Consider the following 26,066-nt stretch of genomic DNA (forward strand, 5'->3'; position numbering starts at 1 on the left):
ACATAATACAGCTGATTATATTAATCTTAATATGTGACCTTTTGTTGGGATATATTTTCGACGGGGACTATTGTGCTGATTATGGTTTACTAATCGTTAGTAACCTATGTAAAATATATACAACCGGAGGGTTATAGGTGAACATATAATATTTTCGGGTGTTGATTAACTACCAGTCATTTAACATTTAATTAAACAAATAAAAACATAAAACACAAGCGAAATGTACAATTATTATCCGTTAACTGACCAGAGTGTAGCCGGGTTCTATCTCTATGCCAGAAACCCGGCCTGATTTCTATGCCCGACGTGTTGCCAGCCAGCAAAGTAGTGAGCCAGCACAGACCATCAGTGCGCCTTGCCAGAACGAGAACGACAGCGGGGCGCTGAGCAATACGGCAGCCAGTGCAGAAGAAAGCACAGGGGTGAAATAAGACCCTACCGCCATGACAGTGACATTACCGTGTAAAATTCCGATATTCCATGCTGCGTAGGCAAATCCTAGCGTTAATGCAGCCGTGAACATCTTAATGGTCACCGGTGTGCTAAAAACCATTTCTGGTTGGGGCGTCATAAAATAGTAGACCCACAAACTTGTCGCGGTCAGTAAAACAAAAACGGTAATGCCATTAAACCCTTTCGCAAATTTATTAGTGACGGTGCAATATGTTGCCCAGATAAAAGCACCCAAAAATGCGAGAAAATAACTCAGCGGACTACTGGCAATGTTGCTGATAATTTCACCTGGATTTAGACCGTTCTCGCCACCTAAAACCCAGCAGACTCCGGTCAATGCGAGAATTAATCCTGGAATAATCATCCAGTTTGTTTTTTGACCATTAAATAATATAGCAAACAAAATCGTCAGACTTGGCCAGAGATAATTGACCATTCCTACTTCTATTGCCTGGTGTCGGGTAGCGGCATAACCTAATGCCAAAGCCAGGCAAATTTCATAGCTGACAAAAAGCACGCTACCCGCGATTAAATAGCGAGGCGGAATTTTTTTGATATTCGGAAATCCGACGGTAAATATCAGCAGAATACCGCTTAATGAGAAAATCATCGCTGCGCCGCCCGCCGGCCCCAGTCCTTCACTCACTCCACGCATCAACCCCACCATCGTGCTCCACAGCACGATGGCGATGAGTCCGATTAACGTTGCTTTTTGTTTTGTCATGCTGTTTGTCTGTCCGTCGTCCTGGCAAAAATGAAGCTGAAATTTATAGCACTTTTACGTCAGTACGGGCTAACTAATTAGCTTTTAGCTAACTCCTTGTGGGTACAAAGGTTACACAAACTGCACTATTTAGTAGCGGAACCGTTTCGTTATTGATTTGACGCAAAAAAAATATGGATATAGCTGTTAGTTTCGACGCGAAGTTGTACATGTCATCTTTCAGACTGCCGCGCTGGCGCAAGGTGAAAGATGTCTTGTACGAACCCCTGTAAAAAAGAGGAAAGCAATGGACGTCAGCCGCAGACAATTCTTTAAAATCTGCGCGGGCGGTATGGCGGGAACAACAGTGGCAGCACTGGGTTTTGCACCCAAAATGGCACTGGCTCAGGCGCGAAACTACAAACTGTTACGCGCAAAAGAGATCCGAAACACCTGCACATACTGTTCCGTAGGTTGCGGGCTATTAATGTATAGCCTTGGTGATGGAGCAAAAAACGCCAAAGAGTCGATTTATCATATCGAGGGGGATCCCGATCATCCGGTGAGCCGTGGGGCACTTTGTCCTAAGGGCGCAGGATTACTGGATTACGTGCACAGCGAAAGCCGTTTACGCTACCCGGAATATCGCGCTCCTGGTTCCGACAAATGGCAACGCATCAGCTGGGATGAAGCGTTCTCCCGCATTGCAAAACTGATGAAAGCAGACCGTGATGCCAACTTTATTGAGAAGAATGAGCAGGGCGTTACGGTAAACCGCTGGCTTTCAACCGGGATGCTGTGTGCATCTGCGGCGAGTAATGAAACCGGCATGCTGACGCAAAAATTTGTGCGCTCACTCGGCATGCTGGCAGTAGACAACCAGGCACGCGTCTGACACGGACCAACGGTAGCAAGTCTTGCTCCAACATTTGGTCGCGGTGCGATGACCAACCACTGGGTTGATATCAAAAACGCTAACGTCGTGATGGTAATGGGCGGTAACGCCGCTGAAGCACATCCGGTAGGATTCCGCTGGGCGATGGAAGCTAAAAACAACAATGATGCTACGCTGATTGTTGTCGATCCCCGTTTTACACGTACAGCGTCGGTTGCGGATATCTATGCGCCGATTCGCTCCGGCACGGACATTACGTTCCTGTCCGGCGTATTGCTGTATCTGATTGAAAATAACAAAATCAATGCTGAATACGTTAAGCACTACACCAACGCCAGCCTGCTGGTGCGGGATGATTTTGCTTTTGAAGACGGTCTGTTCAGCGGTTACGACGCTAAAAAACGTCAATACGATAAGTCGTCCTGGAACTACCAGTTCGATGAAAATGGCTACGCAAAACGCGATGAAACCTTAAGTCATCCACGCTGCGTCTGGAACCTGCTCAAACAGCACGTTTCCCGTTACACGCCGGATGTGGTGGAAAACATCTGCGGTACGCCGAAAGCCGACTTCCTGAAAGTGTGTGAAGTTCTGGCCTCCACCAGTGCGGCCGATCGTACCACCACCTTCCTGTACGCGCTGGGCTGGACGCAGCATACCGTTGGTGCGCAGAACATCCGCACCATGGCAATGATCCAGTTGCTGCTCGGTAACATGGGGATGGCCGGTGGCGGCGTAAACGCATTACGCGGTCACTCCAACATTCAGGGCTTAACTGACCTGGGTCTGTTATCGACCAGCCTGCCCGGGTATCTGACGCTACCGTCAGAAAAGCAGACTGATCTGCAAACCTATCTGGCCGCCAATACACCCAAAGCGACGCTGGCCTCCCAGGTTAACTATTGGGGCAACTATCCGAAGTTCTTCGTCAGTTTGATGAAATCTTTCTACGGCGATGCGGCGCAGAAAGAAAACGACTGGGGCTTTGAATGGCTGCCGAAGTGGGATCAGTCCTACGACGTCATCAAATATTTCAACATGATGGATAGCGGGAAAGTCACCGGCTACATCTGTCAGGGCTTTAACCCGGTTGCGTCCTTCCCGGACAAAAACAAAGTGGTGCAGAGCCTTAGCAAACTGAAGTATCTGGTGGTTATTGATCCGCTGGTCACAGAAACGTCCACATTCTGGCAAAACCACGGCGAATCCAACGATGTCGATCCGGCGTCGATTCAGACTGAAGTTTTCCGTCTGCCATCCACCTGTTTTGCAGAAGAAGACGGCTCGATTGCTAACTCTGGCCGTTGGCTGCAGTGGCACTGGAAAGGTCAGGATGCACCGGGTGAAGCACGTAATGACGGCGAAATTCTGGCCGGTATTTACCATCGTCTGCGCGAAATGTATCGCACCGAAGGCGGTAAAGCTGTAGAGCCTGTGCTGAAAATGAGCTGGAACTATAAGCTACCGGACGAACCGCATTCCGAGGAAGTGGCCAAAGAGAACAACGGCTATGCGCTGGAAGATCTCTATGATGCCAATGGCGTACTGGTGGCGAAAAAAGGTCAGTTGCTCAACAGCTTTGCGCTCCTGCGTGATGACGGTACAACGTCATCCTCCTGCTGGATTTATACCGGTAGCTGGACCGAGCAGGGCAACCAGATGGCCAACCGCGATAATGCCGACCCATCAGGTCTTGGTAATACGCTGGGTTGGGCATGGGCATGGCCACTAAACCGCCGTGTACTGTACAACCGCGCTTCGGCAGATCCACAGGGTAAACCGTGGGATCCGAAACGAATGTTGATCCAGTGGAACGGGACTAAGTGGACCGGTAACGATATCCCTGACTTCAACAACGCTGCGCCGGGCAGTGGCACCAATCCGTTTATCATGCAGCCGGAAGGGCTGGGGCGTCTGTTTGCCATCGATAAGCTGGCGGAAGGGCCGTTCCCGGAACATTACGAGCCGATGGAAACGCCGCTGGGTACTAACCCGCTGCACCCGAACGTGATCTCCAACCCGGCAGCGCGTCTGTACGAGGCGGATGCATTGCGCATGGGGACGAAGCAGGACTTCCCATACGTCGGAACCACCTATCGTCTGACCGAACATTTCCACACCTGGACCAAACACGCATTGTTGAATGCGATTGCCCAGCCAGAGCAGTTTGTGGAAATCAGCGAAACGCTGGCGTCAGCAAAAGGTATCGGCAACGGCGACTACGTGAAAGTCAGCAGCAAACGTGGATTTATTCGTGCGGTTGCGGTGGTCACCCGCCGTCTGCAAACCCTGAACGTCAACGGCCAGAAGGTCGAAACCGTAGGGATCCCGATCCACTGGGGCTTTGAAGGAGTCGCGCGTAAAGGCTTTATCGCCAACACCCTGACGCCGAACGTCGGTGATGCAAACTCGCAAACGCCGGAATACAAAGCGTTTTTAGTTAACATCGAGAAGGCGTAAGGGGGCGAATATATGTCTATGGAAACGCAGGACATCATCAAAAGGTCCGCAACAAACTCCATCACGCCGCCACCGCAGGCTCGTGATTACAAAGCCGAAGTCGCGAAACTGATCGACGTTTCCACCTGTATAGGCTGTAAAGCCTGTCAGGTGGCTTGCTCAGAGTGGAACGATATCCGTGATGAAGTGGGGCATTGCGTCGGGGTGTATGACAACCCCGCCGATCTCAGCGCCAAGTCCTGGACGGTCATGCGGTTTACCGAAACCGAACAGAACGGCAAGCTGGAATGGCTGATCCGTAAAGACGGCTGTATGCACTGTGAAGATCCGGGCTGCCTGAAGGCATGCCCGTCTGCTGGGGCAATCATCCAGTACGCGAACGGGATTGTTGATTTCCAGTCAGAGCATTGCATTGGTTGCGGGTACTGTATTGCCGGGTGTCCATTTAATATTCCGCGCCTCAATAAAGAGGATAACCGCGTGTATAAATGTACGCTGTGTGTGGATCGCGTCAGCGTTGGGCAAGAACCTGCCTGCGTGAAGACCTGTCCAACAGGGGCAATACATTTCGGCACCAAGCAGGAAATGCTGGAAATGGGCGAACAGCGGGTGGCCAAACTGAAAGCTCGCGGTTTTGAACATGCCGGACTCTACAACCCGCAGGGTGTGGGTGGTACGCACGTCATGTACGTTCTGCATCATGCCAACCAGCCGGAGCTGTACCACGGTTTGCCGAAAGATCCGCAGATAGATACCTCTATCAATTTGTGGAAAGGGGCACTGAAACCGTTGGCCGCCGCCGGATTTATCGCCACCTTTGCCGGACTGATTTACCACTACATTGGTATTGGTCCGAATAAGGAAGTGGACGACGACGAGGAGGATCATCATGAGTAAGTCGAAAATGATTGTGCGCACGAAGTTTATCGATCGCGCCTGTCACTGGACGGTGGTGATCTGCTTTTTCCTGGTGGCGCTGTCGGGGATTTCGTTTTTCTTCCCGACCCTACAATGGCTGACGCAAACCTTCGGTACGCCGCAGATGGGGCGTATTCTGCACCCCTTCTTTGGTTTGCTGATCTTCGTTGCGCTGATGTTCATGTTTGTGCGCTTTGTTCACCACAACATCCCGGATAAGAAAGACATCCCGTGGCTGAAAAACATTGTGGAAGTGCTGAAAGGCAATGAACATAAAGTGGCGGATGTGGGCAAATACAACGCCGGACAGAAAATGATGTTCTGGTCGATCATGAGCATGATTTTTGTGCTACTGGTCACGGGCATTATTATCTGGCGTCCATACTTTGCGCAGTATTTCCCGATGCAGGTCGTGCGTTACAGCCTGCTGATCCACGCTGCGGCGGGCATTATTCTGATGCACGCTATCCTCATCCATATGTATATGGCATTTTGGGTGAAAGGATCAATTAAAGGCATGGTCGAAGGGAAAGTGAGCCGTCGCTGGGCGAAGAAACATCACCCACGCTGGTATCGCGATGTTGAAAAGCTGGAAGCGAAGAAAGAGAGTGAAGAAGGGGTTAAGTAAACCTGACGCTTTCTGACAACAATGGCGCTGCGGATGTAGCGCCATTTTTTTTGCCAAAAAAACGTCATGTTTCTGTCATCTGGTAAACGTAAGGTGTTGTCTTTCCAATAAGAGAAGAGTTAAAAGACAATGCATCTGGTGAAAAAATTACTCGCAGTCAGCGTATTTCTCTGTGCGTCCGCTCAGGCGCAGAATATCCTCGAATTTCCGCAGCCGGAGAATAACCCGGAAGAGTTTTATGCCGTGACCGAAATCCCGGCAGGCGGGATCATCAAATATGAAACCGATGCGAAAACCGGCTTTATCGTCGCCGATCGCTTCCAGTCGATGCCGGTTGCCTATCCGGCAAACTACGGCTCATTGACCCAGTCCCTGGCAGGTGACGGTGACCCGCTGGATGTGATTTTCTATACCCGGGCACCGCTGGCCCCAGGAACGCTGATCAAGTTGCGCGCGATTGGCGTGCTGAAGATGATCGATGGCGGGGAAAAGGACGATAAAATTGTCGCCGTGCCGGCCAGCAAAATTGACCCCACCTATGACGACATCAAAGAGTTGAGCGATTTGCCAAAGATCGAAGTGCAACGACTGGAGTCATTTTTCCGCGTATACAAAGCGTTGCCGGAAGGGCGTAAGAAAGTAGAGTTAAATGGCTTTAACGATGCGGCCACCGCGAAACAAGAGATCAAGCAGGCATGGGATGCCTGGAAAGAGAAAAAACCGCAGCAGTAACGCATTGCCGGATGGCGCTAGTGCTTATCCGGCCTACATTTTTGTAGGCCCGGTAAGCGTCGCGCCACCGGGCGTTGTTATCAGAGTTTCGCCGTTATCTCCTCTATCTCCTTACGCCATTGCGCCTGCAACAACGGCTTTTGATGTTTCGGCTTGCGGGCGAGATCGTCGGCCAAACGCTGCTCCAGCTCAAGGAGTTGTTCCAGCAATCTATCGCTGTCACCGCGTATTTCGGCTCTCGCTTCGACCACCGTTTTGGGAACGCTCATCTCCTCAGACGTTTCCCGAATACGATCGTTAATCGCGTCCAGATCGTGCCATTCGCTAAGTTCGCCATTATCGATAAACCAGAACCGATTACAGCTTTGGCTGATAAGCTGACGGTCATGGCTGACCAGCAGCACGCCGCCGCTGAAACTTTGTAGCGTCTGCGCTAGCGCTTCTTTACCTTCCATGTCCAGATGGTTGGTCGGTTCATCGAGCATTAGCAGGCTATAACGCGCCAGCGTAAGCCCGACAAACAGTAGCCTCGAGCGCTCTCCACCGCTTAAGGTATTGACCCGCTGCTGATGGCGAACCCACGGGAATCCCGCACTGATCAGCGCCATCTTGCGAACATCAGGCTGCGGAGCAAACGGTTCGAGCGCATCAAACAACGTGTCGTCATCTGCGATCTGGTGTAACGTCTGATCGTAATACCCCAGTGTGACGCGAGGGTGCAACACCAGTGAATGCGATGTTATTTCCGACTGAAACTGCTGCCAGATAAGCCGTAGCAGCGATGATTTCCCACAGCCGTTACGCCCAACAATTGCCACCCGGTCACCACTTTTTATCCTGATACCGGCGATGGAAAATAACGTCGCGGCGTCAGGGGCTGGCGCGACAGACAGGTTTGTCATTTCCAGCAGGCGATCGGCACGCAGGGCATCCCCCTGTAATGTTAGTGTCCACTGACTTCCTGCGGTCACTTCCGTCTGAACATCCTTCAGGCGCTGCACCTGCTTTTCCATCTGCTTCGCTTTGCGGGACAAATCTTCGTTGTCGTAGACACGCCCCCAGGTTGCCAGTCGTTTGGCACTGGCGGTAACGCGGTCAATTTCCTTTTGTTCCGCCTTATAGCGCAGTGCATCGCTGGCATCTCTCTCAACCAGCGCCTGACGGGCGGCGCTGCAGGGAAGATCAAAAGCGTGCAGTGTGCGATCGCGCAGGATCCATGTTCCCTGCGTGACGGCATCAAGCAGTTGTGGATCATGGGACACTACCACGAAGCTGCCAGACCAGTTCTGTAAGAACTGCTCCAGCCACAGCAATGTCGGCAAATCCAGGTGGTTGCCAGGTTCGTCCAGTAGCATCAGGTCAGGGTTTCGCATTAGCGCACGCGCCAGCAGCAGGCGAGTATGCTGTCCACCACTCAGCGTTTGCGCAGTGAGATGCAAATTTTCCGGTGTAAAGCCCATTTCGGCGAGCAACGCTTCAACGCGCCACTGCTGGCTGGCGCGCTCATGTTCAGGAAGCTGAGCAAGTACAGCCTCCTGCAACGTAAGTGGCAGTATATCGTCCGGCAAGTGCTGCTCCACGCGGGCGAGGTGGCAGTGATTCGCCTGCGCAATGATTCCACTGGTGGGAGCGATTGTGCCATCAAGCAGTTTTAACAGCGTGCTTTTTCCGCAGCCGTTGTAGCCGATTAGCCCAATACGGTCGCCTTTTTTCAGGGTAAAAGAGAGAGAGTCGAACAGGGTGCCGAATGCCGTATCAACGTGTAAGGATTGTGCGGTTAGTAATGTGCTCATTGTTGCTTACTCAAGAGTTACAGGCGTAAAAACGCCTCGTCAAACATCGCTGACGATAACCCGGTAAGCCCGAGAGAAGGGGATTTAGAAGTTAGCTTCGCTCAAGCAGAAGTTATCGCAGCACGATACCGATAACGCTTGAGCACTGGCGATCGCCAAAAGCATGTGAAACGATGAAACGTTCACAGTACAGCATAAGTATCCTCCTTTTATATTTCCGAATGTTAATCGATGGTGAAAGTGTAATCGCAACTGACACCGTTGTGCAAGTGTTGAGCGCCCGGCGACAGGATCGCCACCGGGCAAACCGTCAAATAGAAGTACGACGGTAGTCGCGATATTCTGCCTGCCAGAAATTGTCGTCGATTGCCTGTTGCAGCGCTTCGGCAGACGTTTTCACCGCCACACCTTGCTGCTGCGCCATTTTACCGACGGCAAAGGCAATGGCGCGAGATACGGTCTGAATATCTTTCAGCTCCGGTAACACCAGCCCTTCGCCGTTGAGTACCAGCGGTGAATACTGCGCCAGGGTTTCACTGGCTGACATCAGCATCTCATCGGTGATGCGTTTTGCGCCTGAGGCAATAACGCCAAGGCCGATACCCGGGAAGATATAGGCGTTGTTACACTGGGCAATGGGGTAGATCTTATCTTTCCACACTACCGGAGAGAACGGGCTACCGGTGGCGACCAGCGCGTTACCCTCGGTCCAGGCGATAATATCCTGTGGCGTCGCTTCTACGCGCGAGGTCGGGTTAGACAGCGGCATGACGATCGGACGCGGGCAATGCTTGTGCATTTCACGGATGATTTCTTCGGTAAACAGGCCCGTCTGGCCGGAAACGCCGATCAGGATGTCTGGCTTGACGTTGCGAACAACATCAAGCAGTGACAGCACATCTTCCTGTGTATCCCAATGTTGCAGGTTCTCGCGTTTTTGCACCAGCTTAGTCTGGAAGGAGAGCAGGTTTGGCATTTTATCGGTTAACAGGCCAAAGCGGTCGACCATAAACACGCGTTGACGCGCGGCTTCTTCGCTCAATCCTTCACGCTGGATTTGTGCGATGATCTGCTCGGCGATCCCGCAACCTGCGGAACCGGCTCCAAGGAAAACAATGTTCTGCTCGCTCAACTGGCTGCCGGCCGCACGGCTGGCTGCAATCAGCGTTCCCACAGTGACCGCCGCGGTGCCCTGAATATCATCGTTGAACGAGCAAATTTCGTCGCGATAGCGGTTGAGCAGCGGCATCGCGTTTTTCTGCGCGAAGTCTTCGAATTGCAGCAGTACGTCCGGCCAGCGATGCTTCACTGCCTGGATGAACTCATCGACGAATTCGTAGTATTCATCATCAGTAATGCGCGGGTTACGCCAACCCATATACAGAGGATCGTTGAGCAATTGCTGGTTGTTGGTCCCCACATCCAGCACCACGGGCAGCGTGTACGCCGGACTAATCCCACCGCAGGCGGTGTACAGAGACAGCTTGCCGATCGGAATACCCATGCCGCCGATACCCTGATCGCCAAGACCAAGGATGCGTTCACCGTCGGTGACAACGATGACTTTGATATTGTGGTTCGGGACGTTTTGCAGAATATCGTCCATGTTGTGACGGTTCTGATACGAGATAAACACACCGCGTGCACGACGGTAGATCTCGGAGAAACGCTCACAGGCCGCACCCACCGTTGGGGTGTAGATAACCGGCATCATCTCATCAAGATGATTATGTACCAGTCGATAGAACAGGGTTTCGTTGGTGTCCTGGATGTTGCGCAGGTAGATATGCTTATCGATTTCTGTTTTGAATCCCTGATATTGGATCCAGGCACGTTCAGCCTGTTCTTCAATCGACTCGACAACTTCCGGCAGTAACCCCAGCAGGTTGAAGTTACGGCGTTCTTCGATGCTGAAGGCACTCCCTTTGTTCAGTAGGGGAAACTCAAGCAGTACCGGGCCAGCGTAAGGGATGTAAAGGGAACGCAGTTTTTTAGTTTCGTTTTCCATGTCACTCACTCTTTTTTGAATAACCGTCCCTGGCACTCTTTATGATCGTATGTAGCCTGTCTGCCAGGGAAACGGGCGAAGTATAAAGCATTGTGAATGGGTTAAGGGGTTTTATAAGCAAAAACACCACTGCGGTTGCAATGGTGTTTATCTCGTTAATCAGTATGTCGTGCGGGGAACTACTTGCTGTCAGCGCGGCGCTTTCTTCCGGTAGGATTGTTGACCACGCTGGATTTGTCGCCTTCGGTCACGACTTTACGTTGATTGGAGATTTTGTGGTCCAGTCCAAGAATATGACGGGCCTGACGGTTCGATTTCATTCTAACTCCTTAATCCTGTTACTGGTTTCAAGGGCGAGCCCGCGTAAGAACGGACGAAATACAACCTGACAAAAAGCCGATGAGTACATTAACGGCTCTCTGGATGGTCGGTCATTTTATCTGAAAGGTCAATGCTTAAGCAGGAAATGCAGAACTTTCCATTATGAGTCATGCATTTTCCCATGAGGCCTATACTTGTTACTCCGATGACAACACAGGAGAGCGGTAATGACTATCCATAAGAAAGGTCAGGCCCACTGGGAAGGCGACATTAAACGCGGCAAAGGGACCGTGTCGACAGAAAGTGGCGTACTTAACCAGCAACCGTATGGATTTAATACGCGTTTTGAAGGCGTCAAAGGTACTAACCCTGAAGAGTTGATTGGTGCAGCACATGCTGCCTGCTTCTCAATGGCACTGTCGTTGATGTTGGGCGAAGCCGGTTTTACACCCGATGCCATTGATACGACTGCCGATGTTTCTCTGGATAAGGTGGATGCCGGTTTTGCGATCACCAAAGTGGCGTTACACAGCCAGGTGAGCGTGCCGGGGATAGACGCCGCTACGTTTGACGGGATTATTCAGAAAGCGAAAGCCGGATGCCCGGTGTCGCAGGTTCTGAAAGCCGAAATTACGCTGGATTATCAACTGAAGTCTTAATCGTGGCGTGCCGGATGCGACTGCGTCTTATCCGGCCTACGACAGTGCCGGATGTAAGTCGGTCTTATCCGGCACCCGTGGGTATTACTGAGCCACCCAGCCGCCATCCATATTCCACGCAACGCCTCGCACCTGCGCCGCGCCGTCTGAGCACAGAAATAGCGCCAGCTCACCCAACTGTGTCGGTGTGACAAATTCGCGTGACGGCTGCTTTTCTGCCAATAAGGCATCGCGTGCCGCAGTGGGCTCAGCACCCTCAGCAATACGCTTGTCGATCTGCTGCTGGACCAGCGGGGTCAACACCCAGCCTGGGCATAGTGCATTACAGGTGACACCGGTCTGTGCGGTTTCCAACGCAATCGTCTTGGTTAAACCCACCACGCCATGCTTGGCTGCAACATACGCCGATTTCTCTTTTGACGCGACCAGCCCGTGCACCGAAGCGATATTAATAATGCGTCCCCAGTTACGCTCGCGCATACCGGGCAGGGCCAGGCGCGTAGTGTGAAAAACGGAGGAGAGGTTAATAGCGATAATCGCGTTCCATTTGGCTACCGGAAACGTTTCTACTGGTGAAACATGTTGGATCCCAGCGTTGTTAACCAGAATATCCACACCACCAAACTCACTTTCAGCGTAACGCATCATATCGGCAATTTGCGCTTCATCGCTCAGATCCGCGCCATGGAAACCTGGGGTTTTACCGTACTGCGCAACCGCGTCTTTAGCGGCCTCCACATCACCGAAACCGTTAAGAATCAGGGTGGCTCCTGCTTGTGCCAGTACCTGAGCGATACCTAAACCGATACCGCTGGTCGAGCCAGTAACCAGAGCGGTTTTACCCGTTAAGTTCATGATGATTCTCCTTAAACGATTCCTGTGGTGTAGAAGACGCCGATAACAAACAGCACGGCCAGGCTTTTGATTACGGTGATGGCAAAAATCCCGCCGTACGCCTGACGGTGGCTGAGGCCAGTAATCGCCAGCAGGGTAATGACCGCGCCGTTATGTGGCAGAGTGTCCATGCCGCCGCTCGCCATCGATGCGACGCGGTGGAAGACTTCGAGTGGAATATTGGCGGCATGTGCGGCAGCAATAAACGTATCGGACATTGCCGCAAGCGCGATACTCATCCCGCCGGATGCCGAGCCGGTGATCCCGGCCAGAGTGGTAATGCTGATCGCTTCATTGAGCAACGGATCGGGAATGGCCGCCAGTGCTTTTGACAACACCAGAAATCCCGGCAGGGCGGCGATAACCGCGCCAAAACCGTATTCTGATGCGGTATTCATCGCCGCGAGGATAGCGCCGCCAACCGCCGTTCTGCTGCCTTCAGCCAGGCGACCTTTGATATTGCGATAGCCGAATAGCACCACCAGCAGGATCCCCGATATCAATGCTGCTTCTACGGCCCAAATAGCCGTAATTTTTCCCACTTCAGTGGTAATAGGTTTGGCAAGTCCCGGGAGTTCCAATTGATGCGTCGCGCCATACCACTGCGGGATCCAGCGGGTAAACAGCAGGTTAAATACCCCCACCAGGATCAGCGGAGAAATAGCAATAATCGGGTTTGGCAGATTAATGTTATCCGGTGTTTCCGGTTCATTTAACAGTTCAGTGCCATAGCCCTCATTTTTCGCCTGCGCTTTCCGGCGCTGGCGTTCGAGATACACCAGACCAACAAAGATAATAAATAGCGAACCTATCAGCCCCAGCCACGGCGCGGCCCAGGCGTTAGTCCCAAAGAAGCTGGTTGGAATGATGTTCTGGATCTGCGGCGTACCCGGCAGGGCATCCATCGTAAAGGAGAATGCCCCCAGCGCGACGGTTGCCGGGATCAGACGTTTGGGAATATTACTTTGGCGGAACAGTTCAGCCGCGAACGGATACACCGCAAAGGCGACCACGAACAATGACACGCCGCCGTAGGTCAGGAGAGCACATACCAGCACAATGACCGGGATTGCATGGCGTCGCCCGAGAATATTAATAGCAGCAGCAACGATTGAACGGGAAAAACCGGATAACTCGATTAACTTGCCAAACACAGCTCCCAGCAAGAACACCGGGAAGTAAAGCTTTACAAAACCGACCATTTTTTCCATAAACAGACCGGTGAAAGCGGGGCCGACGGCGCTCGGTTCCGTAAGCAGAACAGCACCTAATGCCGCGATGGGGGCAAACAGGATAACGCTGTATCCGCGATAGGCTGCCAGCATCAGCAAGCCCAGCGCTGCCAGGGCGATTAATACACTCATCATGACTCCTTATTATTATAGTGGGGTACAGAAAGAGACGTTATGGCTTCAGGGCAAAGCGCAGTTGATGTTCACGGCGTTGCTGAATGTATTCCTTGCGCGAATCATCCCAGCGATAAAAGCCCTGGCCACTGCGCAAGCCGGTGTCGCCGTTGGCAACCTTGTCAGCAACAAGTGACATCATGTCACTGCCGGTGGCGAGTGTTGGGAGCAGATGGCGGCAAATGTCCTGCACGGTGGACAGTCCGGTCATATCAGCCGCTTCCAGCGGGCCGACCATGGCATAGCGACGTCCGAGGGAGGCGCGCATCACCTGATCCACCACTTCCGCGCTGGCGATCCCGCTTTTGACGATATGCAGCGCTTCACGCAGCAGGGCGAATTGCAAGCGGTTGCCGACAAACCCGGGTGCGGCACGATCGAGCACCACCGCCTCCAGTTGCATCGCGACCAGCAATTGCTGCAATTCGCTGAGATATTCAGGTTCGGTTGCCGTGCCCGGCACAATTTCAACCAGCGGAATAAAGTGCGGTGGATGCCAGAAATGGGCGATCAGCAACCGTTCGGGGTGGGTGAGTTTTTCTGCCAGCGCATCCGGCGGCAGGCCGCTGGTATTACTGGCAATCACCGCATCTGGGGCGATTAATGCTTCCAGTTGTGCATACAGTGCGTGCTTAAGCTCGAGTCGTTCCGGGATCGCTTCAATCAGTAATCCCGATGCGGCGATATCGGCCAGCGAGGTTGTGCCGTGTAGTCGCGCGAGAACCGATTTTTTTTCCTCTGCATGAAACTGGTCCGTCGCGATCAGCTCATCGAGAATACTCCCGGCAACGGCGGTAATTTCAGCTATCCGGTCGCTATCGGTATCAAATAGCCAGATATTGTGGCCAAAACGGGCAAAATGGGTGGCAATGCCGACGCCCATTAACCCCGCGCCGAGGACGCTAAAGTGATTATTTTGCATGCTGTTCTCCTGTTGAACGCTCAACCGCCAGTGCGACACCCTGACCACCCCCTACGCACAATGTGGCCAGTCCTTTGGTGACGTTGCGGCGTGCCATTTCATGTAACAGGGTCACCAGAATGCGGCAGCCAGAGGCGCCAATCGGATGACCCAGTGCAATCGCTCCGCCGTTGACGTTAACTCTGTTGCTGTCCCAGTTCAGAGCTTCACCCACCGCCAGCGCCTGTGCGGCAAATGCTTCGTTAGCTTCGATAAGATCAACGTCATTGAGTGTCCACCCGGCGCGTTTCAGACACTGGAGCGAGGCTTCTACCGGGCCAATACCCATGATAGACGGGTCGACACCGGAAACGGCGTAACCCGCGACGCGGGCCAGTACCGGCAGGTTGAGCGTTGCGGCTTTGGTGGCGCTCATCAGCATCACCGCCGCCGCGCCGTCGTTGATTGATGAGGCATTCCCTGCGGTGACCGTGCCATTGCCAGGGCGAAAAGCCGGTTTCAGTTGTGCCAGTTTCTCCGCCTGAGTATCCGGGCGTGGCTGTTCATCACGCTCAACCAAACGTGGTGGCTTTTTCCCTTGTGGAACGCTGACCGGCGTGATTTCTGCATTGAATCGACCGGCTTCAATTGCCGCTGCGGCTTTCTGCTGAGACTGCAGTGCAAAGGCATCCTGTTGTTCGCGGCTGATAACAAACTTATCTGCCAGGTTTTCAGCAGTAATGCCCATGTGGTAGTCGTTAAACGCATCCCACAGTCCGTCGTGCACCACACTGTCTTTCAGACTGGCATGCCCCAAGCGCAGGCCCGAGCGTGCGCCGTCGAGAAAATAGGGCGCATTGCTCATGCTTTCCTGGCCTCCGGCAATGACGATGTCCGCATCACCACAGCGGATAGCCTGGACCGCCTGTTGCACCGCTTTCAGGCCTGAACCACATACCAGGTTGATGGTTAGCGCAGGGACCGTCACCGGCAAACCTGCCCGTAATGCTGTCTGTCTGGCCGGATTCTGGCCGCTGCCCGCCGTCAGAACCTGTCCCAGGATCACCTCGTCAATGTGCTCCGGCGCGACGGCGGTTTTTTCCAACAGAGAGCGGATCACCACCGCCCCCAGTTCCACGGCACTGAGCGGTGCCAACGCCCCGTGGAAACTGCCAATGGGTGTGCGCGTTGCCGCGACAATAACAACATCCTGCATGGTCAGCTCCTCAGTTGAATTGCATTTCGGGCACATTGTCGGGAACGATCAGTTTTCCAGCGGTCCTGGCAACAATCTCCTCAACGCTGATGCCCGGCGCACGTTCGCGCAGGATGAATGCGCCGTTGGCGATCTCCAGTAGCGCCAGGTCGGTAAGCACGCGTTTAATGCAGGCCACTCCGGTTAATGGCAGGGTGCAGGCGGGGAGCAGCTTGGACTCACCGCTTTTGGACGCATGCGTCATGACCACAATGATGTTTTCAGCCCCGGCCACCAGGTCCATTGCGCCGCCCATGCCTTTCACCATCTTTCCGGGGATCATCCACGACGCAATGTTGCCATTGGTGTCCACCTCAAATGCGCCAAGCACCGTCAGGTCAACGTGACCACCGCGGATCATGGCGAAAGACTGTGCTGAATCGAAAATTGCCGCGCCTTTACGTGCCGTCACGGTCTGTTTCCCGGCGTTGATCATGTCGGCATCCAGTTCGTCTTCGGTCGGAAACGGGCCCATCCCCAACAGACCGTTCTCCGACTGCAGCATCACGTCCATACCCTCGGGGATATAGTTGGCCACTAAGGTTGGAATACCGATCCCGAGGTTGACGTAATAACCGTCGCGCAGTTCCCGGGCGACACGCATCGCCATTTGTTCACGTGTTAACATGGTCAGGCTCCTTTCTGGCGCAGGGTGCGTTGTTCAATGCGTTTTTCAAACTGCCCCTGAATGATGCGGTTTACGAAAATTCCCGGGGTATGAATCGCCGCAGGGTCCAGTTCACCGGGAGGAACAATTTCTTCAACTTCCACGACGGTAATGCGCCCGGCGGCGGCCATCAGCGGATTAAAGTTCTGGGCAGTGTGGCGGTAGATAACGTTGCCGTACCAGTCGGCTTTCCAGCCTTTGACCAGCGCAAAATCCCCCGTAATCGCCTGTTCCATGATGTAAGGACGGCCGTCAAATTCACGTACCTCTTTGCCTTCGGCGACGGGGGTGCCGTATCCCGTGGCGGTGAAAAACGCCGGGATCCCCGCGCCGCCGGCCCGTAACTGCTCAGCCAGCGTGCCCTGTGGGGTCAGAATGGCTTCCAGTTCACCGCTCAATACCTGCTTTTCAAACAGCGCATTTTCGCCAACATAGGACGCCACCACTTTGCGTACCTGGCGTGTTTCCAGCAGCACACCGAGGCCAAAACCATCTACACCGCAGTTGTTTGAGACGACAGTCAATCCCTGAACCTCCCGACGGCGTACTTCGGCAATCAGGTTTTCAGGAATGCCGCATAAACCAAAACCGCCTGCCAGCAGCGTCATGTTGTCGGTCAGCCCAGCCAGCGCCTCTTGATACGTGGCGACACGTTTATCCAGTCCAGCCATATACTTGTCCCTCCAGTTGTCCTTGCCGACATCATTGGGGGTGAAAAATGATTTGTTAATTTTAAATTTGTGACTCACTCATTGGGTTTTTTTATCAATTTAATGTTAATTAAAGGTATTCAATAGGTTAAAGGAATGAGAAATGGGAATGAGCATCAAACAGTTACGCGCGTTTTTAGCGGTAGCTCACACTCTGAATTTTGCTCATGCCAGTGAACGACTGAATATGTCGCAACCTGCGTTAAGTCTGGCGATTAAAGGGCTTGAGGACTCGCTGGGTGGGGCCTTACTGCTGCGCACGACGCGCAAAGTCACCCTGACACAGGAAGGCGAAACGTTGCTGAATATGGGGCGACAACTGCTTGCTGACTGGGAGAATACTGAAGAAGCGATGCGCCAGCGCTTTACGTTGCAACGCGGTAAAATCTCCATTGCTGCCATGCCTTCGTTTGCGGCTAACGTCTTGCCACAGGTACTGAAAACCTTTCGGGATTGCTATTCCGGTATTAACGTGACGGTTCACGATGTCATAAACGAACAGGTCATTGAAATGGTGAGTGAAGGGCGGGTGGAGATGGGGATCGCCTTCGAGCCTGATTATTCAGGGCAACTGCACTTCACACCGCTTGGTGTCGATCGTTTTGTGGCGATCGTCCCGCCAACGTCCAGGCTGGCGGGGCGAGAGCGTATTGCGTGGCGCGAATTGCTGACGCTGGATTTTATTACGCTGCAACGTCCATCTGCCGTGCGCCTGATGCTGGAAGAACAACTGGTGCAAAGCGGACATACGCTGGACGTGGCGCTGGAAAGTCATCAACTGGTGACCGTTGGCCGTATGGTGGCAAACGGATTGGGCGGCAGCGCAGTTCCCGCACTGTGTCGAACACAAATGACGGAACTTGGCGCAACCTGTATAGAGCTTGACGGTCCCGTGATCCAGCGGCGGATCGGGGTGCTGCGTTCGGCACACCATAAATTATCAACCGCGTCGGGAATGCTGGTGGACGCGCTGAAAAAGGCGTATCTCGCCTGAAAATGCGCAGTCAACAGATATCAATGGCCCGCCAACAGCGAACTTCCCGTCCGGCTTCATTTTTCAATAATGTCTGTTTTTTTTCACATCCGTGGGTTGCCAGCGGGCATCTGTCGCGGAAAAAACAGCCTTGCGGTAGCGTCCTGTTGCCAGGGAGTTCGGTTTTACGCAGGACCAAATCCTCAGCCAGCGGCGTACCCGTTTTAGGCACCGAATCCAGCAACAGACGGGTGTAAGGATGTGCCGGATGCGAGAGAACCTGCTGCGCATCGCCCAGTTCGACAATTTGCCCAAGATACATCACCGCCACGCGGTCGCTCATATGCCGTACGACCGATACGTTATGCGATATCAGCACAAACGTCAGATTCCGGCGTGCCTGCAATGCAACCAGCAGATTGAGGATTTGCGCCTGTACCGAAATATCCAGTGCCGACGTCGGCTCATCAAGGACGATCACATCCGGCTCCGATGACAGCGCGCGGGCGATGGCAATACGCTGGCGCTGCCCGCCGGAAAAGGCATGCGGCAGGCGATCGAGATATTCCGGACGAATCCCTACCTGTCGAGCCAAATCCTCGGCCAGGGCGCGGCGCTCGCGTTCAGCGCTACGCTTTTGGATCCATACCGGCTCAGTGATTATTCGCCATACCGGCAAGCGCGGGTCCAGGGATGAAAGCGGGTCCTGAAAGACCATCTGCATACCATTGTTGCCCCCGCTGCAAGAATAGTACCCCTGGCTCGGTTTGATCATCCCCATCAGCAGTTGTGCCAGCGTACTTTTACCGCAACCGGATTCACCAACAATCCCCAGCGTTTCCCCCTGGCGGATTTGTAAATCCAGACCGTTGAGTGCATGCACCCGCTCTGTTACTTTGCCGAGCCAGTTTTTTCGCGCGGGGAAGTTGATATGAACATCCTGCAGGTCCAGTAAAATATCAGACATGTGTCGTCTCCAGTTGTGGGTACCAGCAGGCGGACTGTTGATCCGCACCGCCCTGGCTGCATAAATCAGGTGTTTCTTCACAGCGAGGCCCCGCGGCAAAGCAGCGCTCGCGGAATGCGCATCCGACAGGTAAACAGGTTAAATTCGGTACGGTACCCGGAATCGCGGGGAGCAAAGCACGCGGTTCACCGTGCTCAGGCGCACATTTCAGGAGGCCAATAGAGTAGGGATGCGTGGGGTGCTGAATAACGGTTTGTGTTGGACCACTTTCAATCACGCTCCCGGCATACATAACGTATAACCGGTCACACAATTGCGAGACGACGGCCATATCATGGCTGATAAACAACACGGCGGTACCGCTGGCCCGTGCTTTAAGCTTCAGTAATCGCAGTACCTGAAGCTGTACTGTGACATCCAGCGCAGTGGTGGGTTCATCGGCAATGATCAGGTCTGGCTCGCAGGAGAACGCGAGCGCAATCATCACGCGCTGACGCATCCCCCCAGAAAGCTCAAACGGGAAGCGGGACATGACTTCCGGGGCATCCGGGATTTGCATTTCTTCCAGTAAAGCGATGGCTTTCTGCCGGGCATCCGTGCGGCTCAATGCCTGATGGTGACGGATGACCTCCACCATTTGTTGGCCGATTCGTCGTGTTGGATTCAACGCCGTCATCGGCTCCTGGAAAATCATCGCCACGCGTTGGCCGCGCCACTGGCGCATTTGTTTTTCGCTGGCAGTTAAAACATCTTCACCCAGCAGCGTAACGCGCCCCTGATGGATGCGGTAGCTTCCTTCGGGTAACAGACGCATGGCGAGCATGGCCGTGACGGATTTCCCTGAGCCAGACTCACCGACCACGCCGACAATTTCCCCCCGGTTGATATGCAGCGACACATGATTCAGCGCATGCACATCCGCTTTATAACCGGGGAAGCTCAGGTGCAAATTCTCGATCTCCAGGACTGGTTGTGTCATGACTGTTTTCCTCCGGCTTTCGGATCCAGCAGATCGCGAATACCATCACCAAAGAGATTAAAACCCACGGCGGTAATCAGAATGGCGGCACCAGGAAATGCACAATACCACCACTGATCAAGTACGTAGTTTCTACCAATCGCCACCATTGCGCCCCATTCAGCGCTGGGTTGTTGAGCGCCGAGCCCAATAAATCCGAGCGTGGCGGCCATCAGGATCGCACTGCCAATGTCCAGTGATGCCTGCACAATCAGCGGGGGAAGTGAATTGCGTAAAATATGCCAGCTGATCAGATGCCAGCGGGATGCACCATAGGTTCGTGCGGCCTGTACATAAGTAAACTGACGAACGACCAACGTTTGACCGCGCGCGAGACGTACATAGAAAGGAATACGTACAATCGCAATCGCCAGCATGGCGTTGAACAGACTTGGCCCTAATGCGGCGGCCAGTGCCATTGTCAGTACCAGCGAAGGAATGGACAGCATAACATCCATCATACGCATGATGATCGCATCGGCACGTCCGCCCATCACGCCAGACAGGCATCCCAACAGCGAGCCCAGCCCACCAGCGATACCGACCACCACCAGACCGGCGACAATTGACTGCTGACTTCCGACCAGGACGCGGCTGAACAGATCACGACCCACTTCATCGGTGCCAAACCAGTGGATGGCCGACGGTGGCAACAGGCGCGCGGTCAGATCGATGGCGTTAGGATCGTAAGGGGTGATCCACGGAGAGAGCACCATTAACAGTAGCATCAGTACAATAATGACGCCGCCAATCAGCGTCAGCGGACTGCGCTTCATCATCCAGAATAGCTTTGCCCAGTCAACACGGCGGCGGGTCGCTGGTGATGGGGCGGGTGTTTCTTGTGTGAGCATCACTGTGCACCTCCACGTCCGATTCGCGGGTCAATCCACAGGTAAAGGAGATCCACCACCAGGTTGACCAGCACATACGCAAAAGAGACCACCACGGCAAATCCCATGACTGCCGGGAAATCGAGTGCCTGAATGGAGGTCACAACCCAGGCGCCCATGCCTGGCCAGGCAAAGACCGTTTCGGTCAGTACTGCACCATAGAGCAGATCGCCCAGGGCCAGACCCAGCACGGTTATCGACGGAATCAACGCATTCGGCAACGCATAACACAAAATGATATACCAACCCGGTAAACCACTGGCCCGCGCGGTGCGGATATAATCTTCACTCAGTTGTTCCAGCATGGCGGAGCGAATCTGTCGGGCAACGATCCCTAAGTGCACAAAGGCCAGCGTCAACGACGGCAGGATCAGGTGCTGCAGCGCATTGAAAAAGACCTCTGCGTTGCCTTCCAGCAGCGCATCAACCAGATAGAAACCGGTGACGTGCGTGGGGGGATCGAGCCAGTCATCAAGCCGTCCGCCGCCGGGTAAAATCTGCAAATGGCCATAAAACAGCACGATAACGCCGAGGCCCAACCAGAATGCCGGGGTCGAAATACCGGTAATAGCCATCAGGCGGACAAGATGGTCGAGCCAACGGTTGCGCCAGACAGCAGACAGAATACCCAACGGGATACCGATGATCAGCGCCAGCAGCAGAGAGCAGAAGGCCAATTCAAGCGTGGCAGGGAAGAACACGCGCAGTTCATCCAGTACCGGCCGGCCGGTGCGAATGGAGGTGCCTAAATCACCCTGAAAAATATCGCTGACATAACGGAAAAACTGAATATACAGCGGCTGATTCAGTCCCAGCTGTTGGCGAATATTTTCGACAATTTCATCGCTGGCGCGATCGCCGGCCAGCAGCCGTGCGGGGTCGCCCGGGATCAGGTGCGAAATAATAAAAGTGATTACACAGACACCGGCAACCACCAGGATAAGTCCCCAGCATCGCTGGCGTAAAATGCTCCAGAACGTCATTGGCTTCCCCTTGCGGAGCCAGATTGGCTCCGCATTAACGTGGCTTATTTACTCATGGTGGCGATGTTGAAGACCTGTTCCAGCATGGGGTTGAAGACAAAACCTTTGACGTCTTTATTCATCGCCAGCTGGTAGTTTTTCTGGAATAAATAGACGTAAGCCGCTTCATCAATGACGATGGTTTGCGCCTGCTGGTAATCATTGGTTCTGGCAACCTGGTCGGTAGTGGCCAGCGCGCTGCGCAGCAACTTATCGACCTCACTGTTTTCATAGAATGAACGGTTACCCGGCAAGCCTTTCTTATCCGACTCGAACCAGTAGTTCATGAACATGTACGGGTCAGCAAAGTCCGGGCTCCAGTTACCGATGGCAATGTCATAGTCACCTTTACCGACGCGATCGCGCATGGTGGCATTCGCCAGTTTTTCCAGTTTCACCTTAATGCCTAACTTGCCGAGGCTGGCCTGAGTGGAGAGTGCAATCGGCTCCCAGTTAGGATCGTTATCGGAGTACAGGAAGCTCAGGGTTTCGGGTTTGTTGGCAACGTTACCTAATGCTTCTTTTGCTTTCGCTTCATCAAAGCTGTACTGCATGGCCTTGTCATCAAAACCCCACATCCCTTCAGGAATAGGACCACGCATCTGCTTGCCGTTACCGCTCAGGATCCCTTTCACCATCCCCTTATAATCAGTGGCCCATGAGATAGCGCGGCGCAAATCCACCTGATTGAGCGGTGCCTTGCTATTGTTCAGGTATAAATAGGTCACACGCAATGATGGGTAATCCGCCACGTTCACTTTACCTTCCTGTTTGAGGGCAGCAAGCTGGTCAACAGGGAGTGCATCGGCGATATCAATATCGCCACGAGACAGTTGCAAACGACGGGAAGCGCTTTCCCCGATGATTTTGACCGAAACGCGTTTAAACGTGGGTTTAGGACCGGAATAATGAGGGTTGGGTACCAGTACCAGTTGTTGTCCTTTTTGCCAGCTCTTCAACATAAAGGGACCAGACCCAGCCGTATTTTGTGCCAGGAATCCACGAGCATCATCCGCGGCATGCTCTTTTAAGATCGCCGGGTTGATAATTGAGGCACCGTCATTGGCCAGCGTATATAAGAACGGCGCGAATGGTTGGCTAAGGGTAAATTTCACCGTGTTGTTGTCGATGGCATCAACTTTCAGATCTTTCGGAAATGCCTCAGCCGGCCCTTGACCGATCTTGAGCAGGCGCTCAAAAGATTGTTTTACTGCATCAGCGGTCACTGGCGTGCCGTCGGCGAATTTAGCATCGCTTTTCAGGGTAAAGGTCCATTCTTTTTGGTCATCAGACGCTTTCCAGCCGCTGGCCAAATCACCTTCAACTTCCGTGGAGCCTTTGCCGCCCTCAGTTTTGTACTGAACCAAACGCTGATATGAGGGATAAGTCACCGTCCAGTCGTTGTTATCGATTGTTACAGCAGGGTCGAGCGTTTGTGGATCGGCGGCTTTACCGATAACCAGCATGTCTTTAGGGACGGCAGCCTGCGCGGCAGGCAAGGCGACCGCCAGCGCAACGGCTAACAGAGCGGGGCGAAAAAACGAGGTTAACGCAGGTGTAGTCTTCATAACCAGGCTCCAGAATTAAAGGGGATGTTGTGTTGTTATAGACGTGACAGTGTAACAAGCTATTTGATCGTCAAGCAGCGGGTAACGCGCGGCATTCGGCAGTTCGAAATGCCACCACTCGCTGTTGATGCCGACAAAACCGCCGCCGAACATGATGGCATTGAGCAGCAGTCGATTACGCTGCGCAGCCGGAGGAACTGAAGGGTGCCAGGCATGGGAACGGTCATGCATTTCATCAAAACCGGCCCCCATATCGAGCACATTACCGCGAGTGTCCATCAGCGTGACGTCAATGGCCGTACCCCGGCTGTGATTCGAACCGATCGCCACATCCACCACATACTGCGGATCCGGACAGGCATTCCACAGTATCGCCTGCGCCTGCTGTGGGCGGTACGCGTCATACACCACCAATGACAAACCCGCCAGCTGCGCGATGCTGATGCTTTTGGCCAGCGCAGTGACGGCCTCGGAATGCAGCAGACAGCGCGCTTCCTGGTAGATAGGCGCGCCGGTAATGTTATCGGCTGTAGCGTATTTCAGATCGATATGCAGTGACGGGAATATCACCGACAAATCGACCAGTTGTGGGGTATCTGACATAGCACGTTTCCTGTTTATTGTTCGAATTGACCAAATTGTTGTTGTAACTGGCGATTGGTTTGCAGGCGTCCCGCGAGGGAGTCGCCCAGTTGCGCGACCACCGCGGAGAGTAATAAGTTGAACAGACAACTCACCGGAGCAAGCGAATCCCAGAAGTGCCCGGTGTCCGTTTTCACCTGAAGTAAATCAATGGCATAGTCTCTGGCCCAGGGGCACCATACATCCGTGATTAACGCGAGAGGAATGCCACGCTCACTGGCAACGCGGCAATATTGTCGGGATGTTGCCGAGTAAGCGCGCGTATCGGTGATCACGACATAAGGTTGATTAAATCCCGAGTTCAGCGACTCAACCCAGCTACCGGAAAGTCCTTCGGAGTAACTCACTTTCGGTCGCAGATATTCCAGATGGCTAAAAAAGGCGTTGGCGATCCCGCGGGTGGACTGGATACCGAGAATATAAACGGCTTCTGCCTGCGCTAATTGCTGCGCAATACGTAAAAATGTCTCGCTTTGCGCCAGTTGGTAGACGTGGGTGATAGCGTCAATTTCCAGCAGCAGCGACTGTTGTACGCGGTCAGGTAGATTTTGCTGCTGGTGCCAGGAGTCCAGGCGCTCGTTCATTCCCCAGGGCTGATAGGGAATAGCGGGTATTTCACGCAGGCTGGCTTTCGCATCTTCCAGGTTACGAAAACCGAGTTTACGCAGGTAACGCCCGACGGTAATGCCACTGGTTCCTGCTGCTTTTGCGATGCCGTCTGCCGTTTCAAAAGGGATCTGTGCAGCGTGCGCTAACAACCAACCGGCAACGCGCTTTTCGCTGGGCGTTAGCTGGCTAAAGGTCTGTTCTATGCGGGCAAATAACTCAGGTTTTGATGTCATTACCATCTCGCTGTTAGTTGTTTGTCAGATACCGCTTCACTGTTACCGGATTAACAATGCAGGACGCGTGCCAGGTCAGCGACAGCGCTGCGTCGGGGCTTCTTGTTAAAAAATATCAATTTTCATTAACTAATGATCAACATTTGTGCAGCGTAGTTCAGTTTTGGTGCAACGGTAGGGTAAGTGAGGGATGAATCTGCTGATTTCGTCGTAACGATCACATTGTGTGCAACATTTCTTATCAGACATCAGAATCAGTAATGTGAAATATAAATTTCAGCCATATCGATGACCGTAATCTTTATTCTTCTGACGGTGGGAGTATTATTTTTTGCGAACTACATTAACGGTTTAAAGCGCAAGTGTAGATATTATCTGGATTATAAATGGAGTACTACAATGAATAAATTCTCCCTTTCTACAGCAGGCATCCTGGTCGCAGCGCTGTTAACCAGTGTAAGCGTCAATGCAGCAACTGATAACGCTAAAACTGAAGTCACTCCGAAAGGCATGAGCTGCCAGGAGTTTATTGATTTGAACCCGCAAACTATGGCTCCGGTTGCTTTCTGGGTGCTGAATGAAGACGAAGACTTCAAAGGCGGTGACTTCGTAGACTATAACGAAACCATCACTACAGCTGTGCCTCTGACCGTTGAACTTTGCAAAAAACATCCGCAAAGTGAATTAAGCAAAATAAAAGAAGAAATCAAAAAAGAATTATCTAAATAAGATTAAGCA

The 26,066-nt window shown here is 53.1% G+C and carries 24 protein-coding genes; 7 read left to right on the forward strand and 17 right to left on the reverse strand.

Going from position 1 to position 26,066, the window contains the following annotated elements:
* Positions 1-298: 298 nt before the first annotated feature.
* Positions 299-1,180 (reverse strand): aromatic amino acid efflux DMT transporter YddG, encoded by an 882-nt coding sequence (yddG, locus tag NNN64_RS18935; RefSeq protein ID WP_271442369.1) that lies wholly within the window; start codon positions 1,178-1,180, stop codon positions 299-301.
* Positions 1,181-1,466: 286 nt separating this feature from the next.
* Between yddG and fdnG the strand changes: the two genes are divergently transcribed.
* The 4 genes from fdnG to NNN64_RS18955 all read left to right on the forward strand — a co-directional run bounded on the left by fdnG (position 1,467) and on the right by NNN64_RS18955 (position 6,792).
* The gene (fdnG, locus tag NNN64_RS18940; RefSeq protein ID WP_271442370.1) at positions 1,467-4,514 is read left to right on the forward strand and encodes a formate dehydrogenase-N subunit alpha; all 3,048 of its coding nucleotides are present in this window, start codon (positions 1,467-1,469) and stop codon (positions 4,512-4,514) included.
* Between the two features lie 12 nt (positions 4,515-4,526).
* Positions 4,527-5,411 carry a formate dehydrogenase N subunit beta gene (fdnH, locus tag NNN64_RS18945; protein ID WP_271442371.1) on the forward strand — a complete coding sequence of 295 codons (885 nt, stop codon included), beginning with the start codon at positions 4,527-4,529 and terminating at the stop codon, positions 5,409-5,411.
* Positions 5,404-6,060 carry a formate dehydrogenase-N subunit gamma gene (gene fdnI / locus NNN64_RS18950; RefSeq protein WP_271442372.1) on the forward strand — a complete coding sequence of 219 codons (657 nt, stop codon included), beginning with the start codon at positions 5,404-5,406 and terminating at the stop codon, positions 6,058-6,060. Before fdnH ends, fdnI begins: the two co-directional genes overlap by 8 nt.
* Positions 6,061-6,189: 129 nt before the next feature.
* Positions 6,190-6,792 carry an inorganic diphosphatase gene (locus NNN64_RS18955; protein WP_271442373.1) on the forward strand — a complete coding sequence of 201 codons (603 nt, stop codon included), beginning with the start codon at positions 6,190-6,192 and terminating at the stop codon, positions 6,790-6,792.
* Positions 6,793-6,872: 80 nt separating this feature from the next.
* Here the strand turns inward: NNN64_RS18955 and NNN64_RS18960 are convergent, their stop codons facing one another.
* From NNN64_RS18960 to sra, 3 genes are all read right to left on the reverse strand, one after another.
* Positions 6,873-8,585 (reverse strand): ABC-F family ATP-binding cassette domain-containing protein, encoded by a 1,713-nt coding sequence (locus NNN64_RS18960; protein WP_271442374.1) that lies wholly within the window; start codon positions 8,583-8,585, stop codon positions 6,873-6,875.
* Positions 8,586-8,895: 310 nt separating this feature from the next.
* Entirely contained in the window at positions 8,896-10,593 is a 1,698-nt protein-coding gene (maeA, locus tag NNN64_RS18965; RefSeq protein ID WP_271442375.1) for a malate dehydrogenase, read from the reverse strand.
* Positions 10,594-10,772: 179 nt separating this feature from the next.
* Positions 10,773-10,913, reverse strand: a complete 141-nt coding sequence (gene sra, locus NNN64_RS18970) for a stationary-phase-induced ribosome-associated protein (RefSeq protein WP_005126806.1) — start codon at positions 10,911-10,913, stop codon at positions 10,773-10,775.
* 228 nt (positions 10,914-11,141) lie between these two features.
* On the opposite strand from sra, the gene osmC reads away from it, so the two are divergent.
* On the forward strand, positions 11,142-11,573 hold the full coding sequence (osmC, locus tag NNN64_RS18975) for a peroxiredoxin OsmC (RefSeq protein WP_048211652.1): 432 nt from the start codon (positions 11,142-11,144) through the stop codon (positions 11,571-11,573).
* 84 nt (positions 11,574-11,657) lie between these two features.
* Here the strand turns inward: osmC and NNN64_RS18980 are convergent, their stop codons facing one another.
* The 6 genes from NNN64_RS18980 to NNN64_RS19005 are packed head-to-tail and all read right to left on the reverse strand — an operon-like array spanning position 11,658 to position 17,367.
* Complete coding sequence (locus NNN64_RS18980; protein WP_271442376.1) at positions 11,658-12,428, reverse strand: 3-hydroxybutyrate dehydrogenase; 771 nt, start codon at positions 12,426-12,428, stop codon at positions 11,658-11,660.
* An 11-nt stretch (positions 12,429-12,439) separates the two neighbouring features.
* Entirely contained in the window at positions 12,440-13,834 is a 1,395-nt protein-coding gene (locus tag NNN64_RS18985) for a GntP family permease (RefSeq protein ID WP_199951110.1), read from the reverse strand.
* Positions 13,835-13,871: 37 nt separating this feature from the next.
* Complete coding sequence (locus NNN64_RS18990; RefSeq protein ID WP_271442377.1) at positions 13,872-14,795, reverse strand: 3-hydroxyacyl-CoA dehydrogenase family protein; 924 nt, start codon at positions 14,793-14,795, stop codon at positions 13,872-13,874.
* On the reverse strand, positions 14,785-15,990 hold the full coding sequence (locus tag NNN64_RS18995) for an acetyl-CoA C-acetyltransferase (RefSeq protein ID WP_271442378.1): 1,206 nt from the start codon (positions 15,988-15,990) through the stop codon (positions 14,785-14,787). Before NNN64_RS18995 ends, NNN64_RS18990 begins: the two co-directional genes overlap by 11 nt.
* Positions 15,991-16,000: 10 nt before the next feature.
* Entirely contained in the window at positions 16,001-16,657 is a 657-nt protein-coding gene (locus NNN64_RS19000; protein ID WP_271442379.1) for a CoA transferase subunit B, read from the reverse strand.
* A 2-nt stretch (positions 16,658-16,659) separates the two neighbouring features.
* Positions 16,660-17,367, reverse strand: coding sequence for a CoA transferase subunit A (locus NNN64_RS19005; RefSeq protein ID WP_048211658.1), 708 nt, complete (start codon positions 17,365-17,367; stop codon positions 16,660-16,662).
* 142 nt (positions 17,368-17,509) lie between these two features.
* On the opposite strand from NNN64_RS19005, the gene NNN64_RS19010 reads away from it, so the two are divergent.
* Complete coding sequence (locus tag NNN64_RS19010) at positions 17,510-18,400, forward strand: LysR family transcriptional regulator (RefSeq protein WP_061067901.1); 891 nt, start codon at positions 17,510-17,512, stop codon at positions 18,398-18,400.
* Positions 18,401-18,410: 10 nt separating this feature from the next.
* Here the strand turns inward: NNN64_RS19010 and NNN64_RS19015 are convergent, their stop codons facing one another.
* Genes NNN64_RS19015 through NNN64_RS19045 form a run of 7 tightly spaced genes read right to left on the reverse strand, consistent with a single transcriptional unit; the run spans position 18,411 to position 25,328 of the window.
* Positions 18,411-19,346: an ABC transporter ATP-binding protein gene (locus NNN64_RS19015; protein ID WP_271442380.1), complete on the reverse strand. Its 936-nt coding sequence runs from the start codon at positions 19,344-19,346 to the stop codon at positions 18,411-18,413.
* Positions 19,339-20,325: an ABC transporter ATP-binding protein gene (locus NNN64_RS19020; protein WP_271442381.1), complete on the reverse strand. Its 987-nt coding sequence runs from the start codon at positions 20,323-20,325 to the stop codon at positions 19,339-19,341. Before NNN64_RS19020 ends, NNN64_RS19015 begins: the two co-directional genes overlap by 8 nt.
* The gene (gene ddpC / locus NNN64_RS19025; protein ID WP_271442382.1) at positions 20,322-21,218 is read right to left on the reverse strand and encodes a D,D-dipeptide ABC transporter permease; all 897 of its coding nucleotides are present in this window, start codon (positions 21,216-21,218) and stop codon (positions 20,322-20,324) included. Before ddpC ends, NNN64_RS19020 begins: the two co-directional genes overlap by 4 nt.
* Entirely contained in the window at positions 21,215-22,237 is a 1,023-nt protein-coding gene (locus tag NNN64_RS19030) for an ABC transporter permease (protein WP_137383060.1), read from the reverse strand. Before NNN64_RS19030 ends, ddpC begins: the two co-directional genes overlap by 4 nt.
* Positions 22,238-22,281: 44 nt before the next feature.
* Positions 22,282-23,844 carry an ABC transporter substrate-binding protein gene (locus tag NNN64_RS19035; protein WP_271442383.1) on the reverse strand — a complete coding sequence of 521 codons (1,563 nt, stop codon included), beginning with the start codon at positions 23,842-23,844 and terminating at the stop codon, positions 22,282-22,284.
* Between the two features lie 15 nt (positions 23,845-23,859).
* Entirely contained in the window at positions 23,860-24,447 is a 588-nt protein-coding gene (gene ddpX / locus NNN64_RS19040) for a D-alanyl-D-alanine dipeptidase (RefSeq protein WP_271442384.1), read from the reverse strand.
* 14 nt (positions 24,448-24,461) lie between these two features.
* Positions 24,462-25,328 (reverse strand): MurR/RpiR family transcriptional regulator, encoded by an 867-nt coding sequence (locus NNN64_RS19045; protein WP_271442385.1) that lies wholly within the window; start codon positions 25,326-25,328, stop codon positions 24,462-24,464.
* Between the two features lie 399 nt (positions 25,329-25,727).
* Between NNN64_RS19045 and hdeB the strand changes: the two genes are divergently transcribed.
* Positions 25,728-26,057 (forward strand): acid-activated periplasmic chaperone HdeB, encoded by a 330-nt coding sequence (gene hdeB / locus NNN64_RS19050; protein ID WP_005122660.1) that lies wholly within the window; start codon positions 25,728-25,730, stop codon positions 26,055-26,057.
* Positions 26,058-26,066 lie beyond the last annotated feature (9 nt).

The organism is Citrobacter sp. Igbk 14 (genome assembly GCF_028069825.1).
Lineage (GTDB): Bacteria > Pseudomonadota > Gammaproteobacteria > Enterobacterales > Enterobacteriaceae > Citrobacter.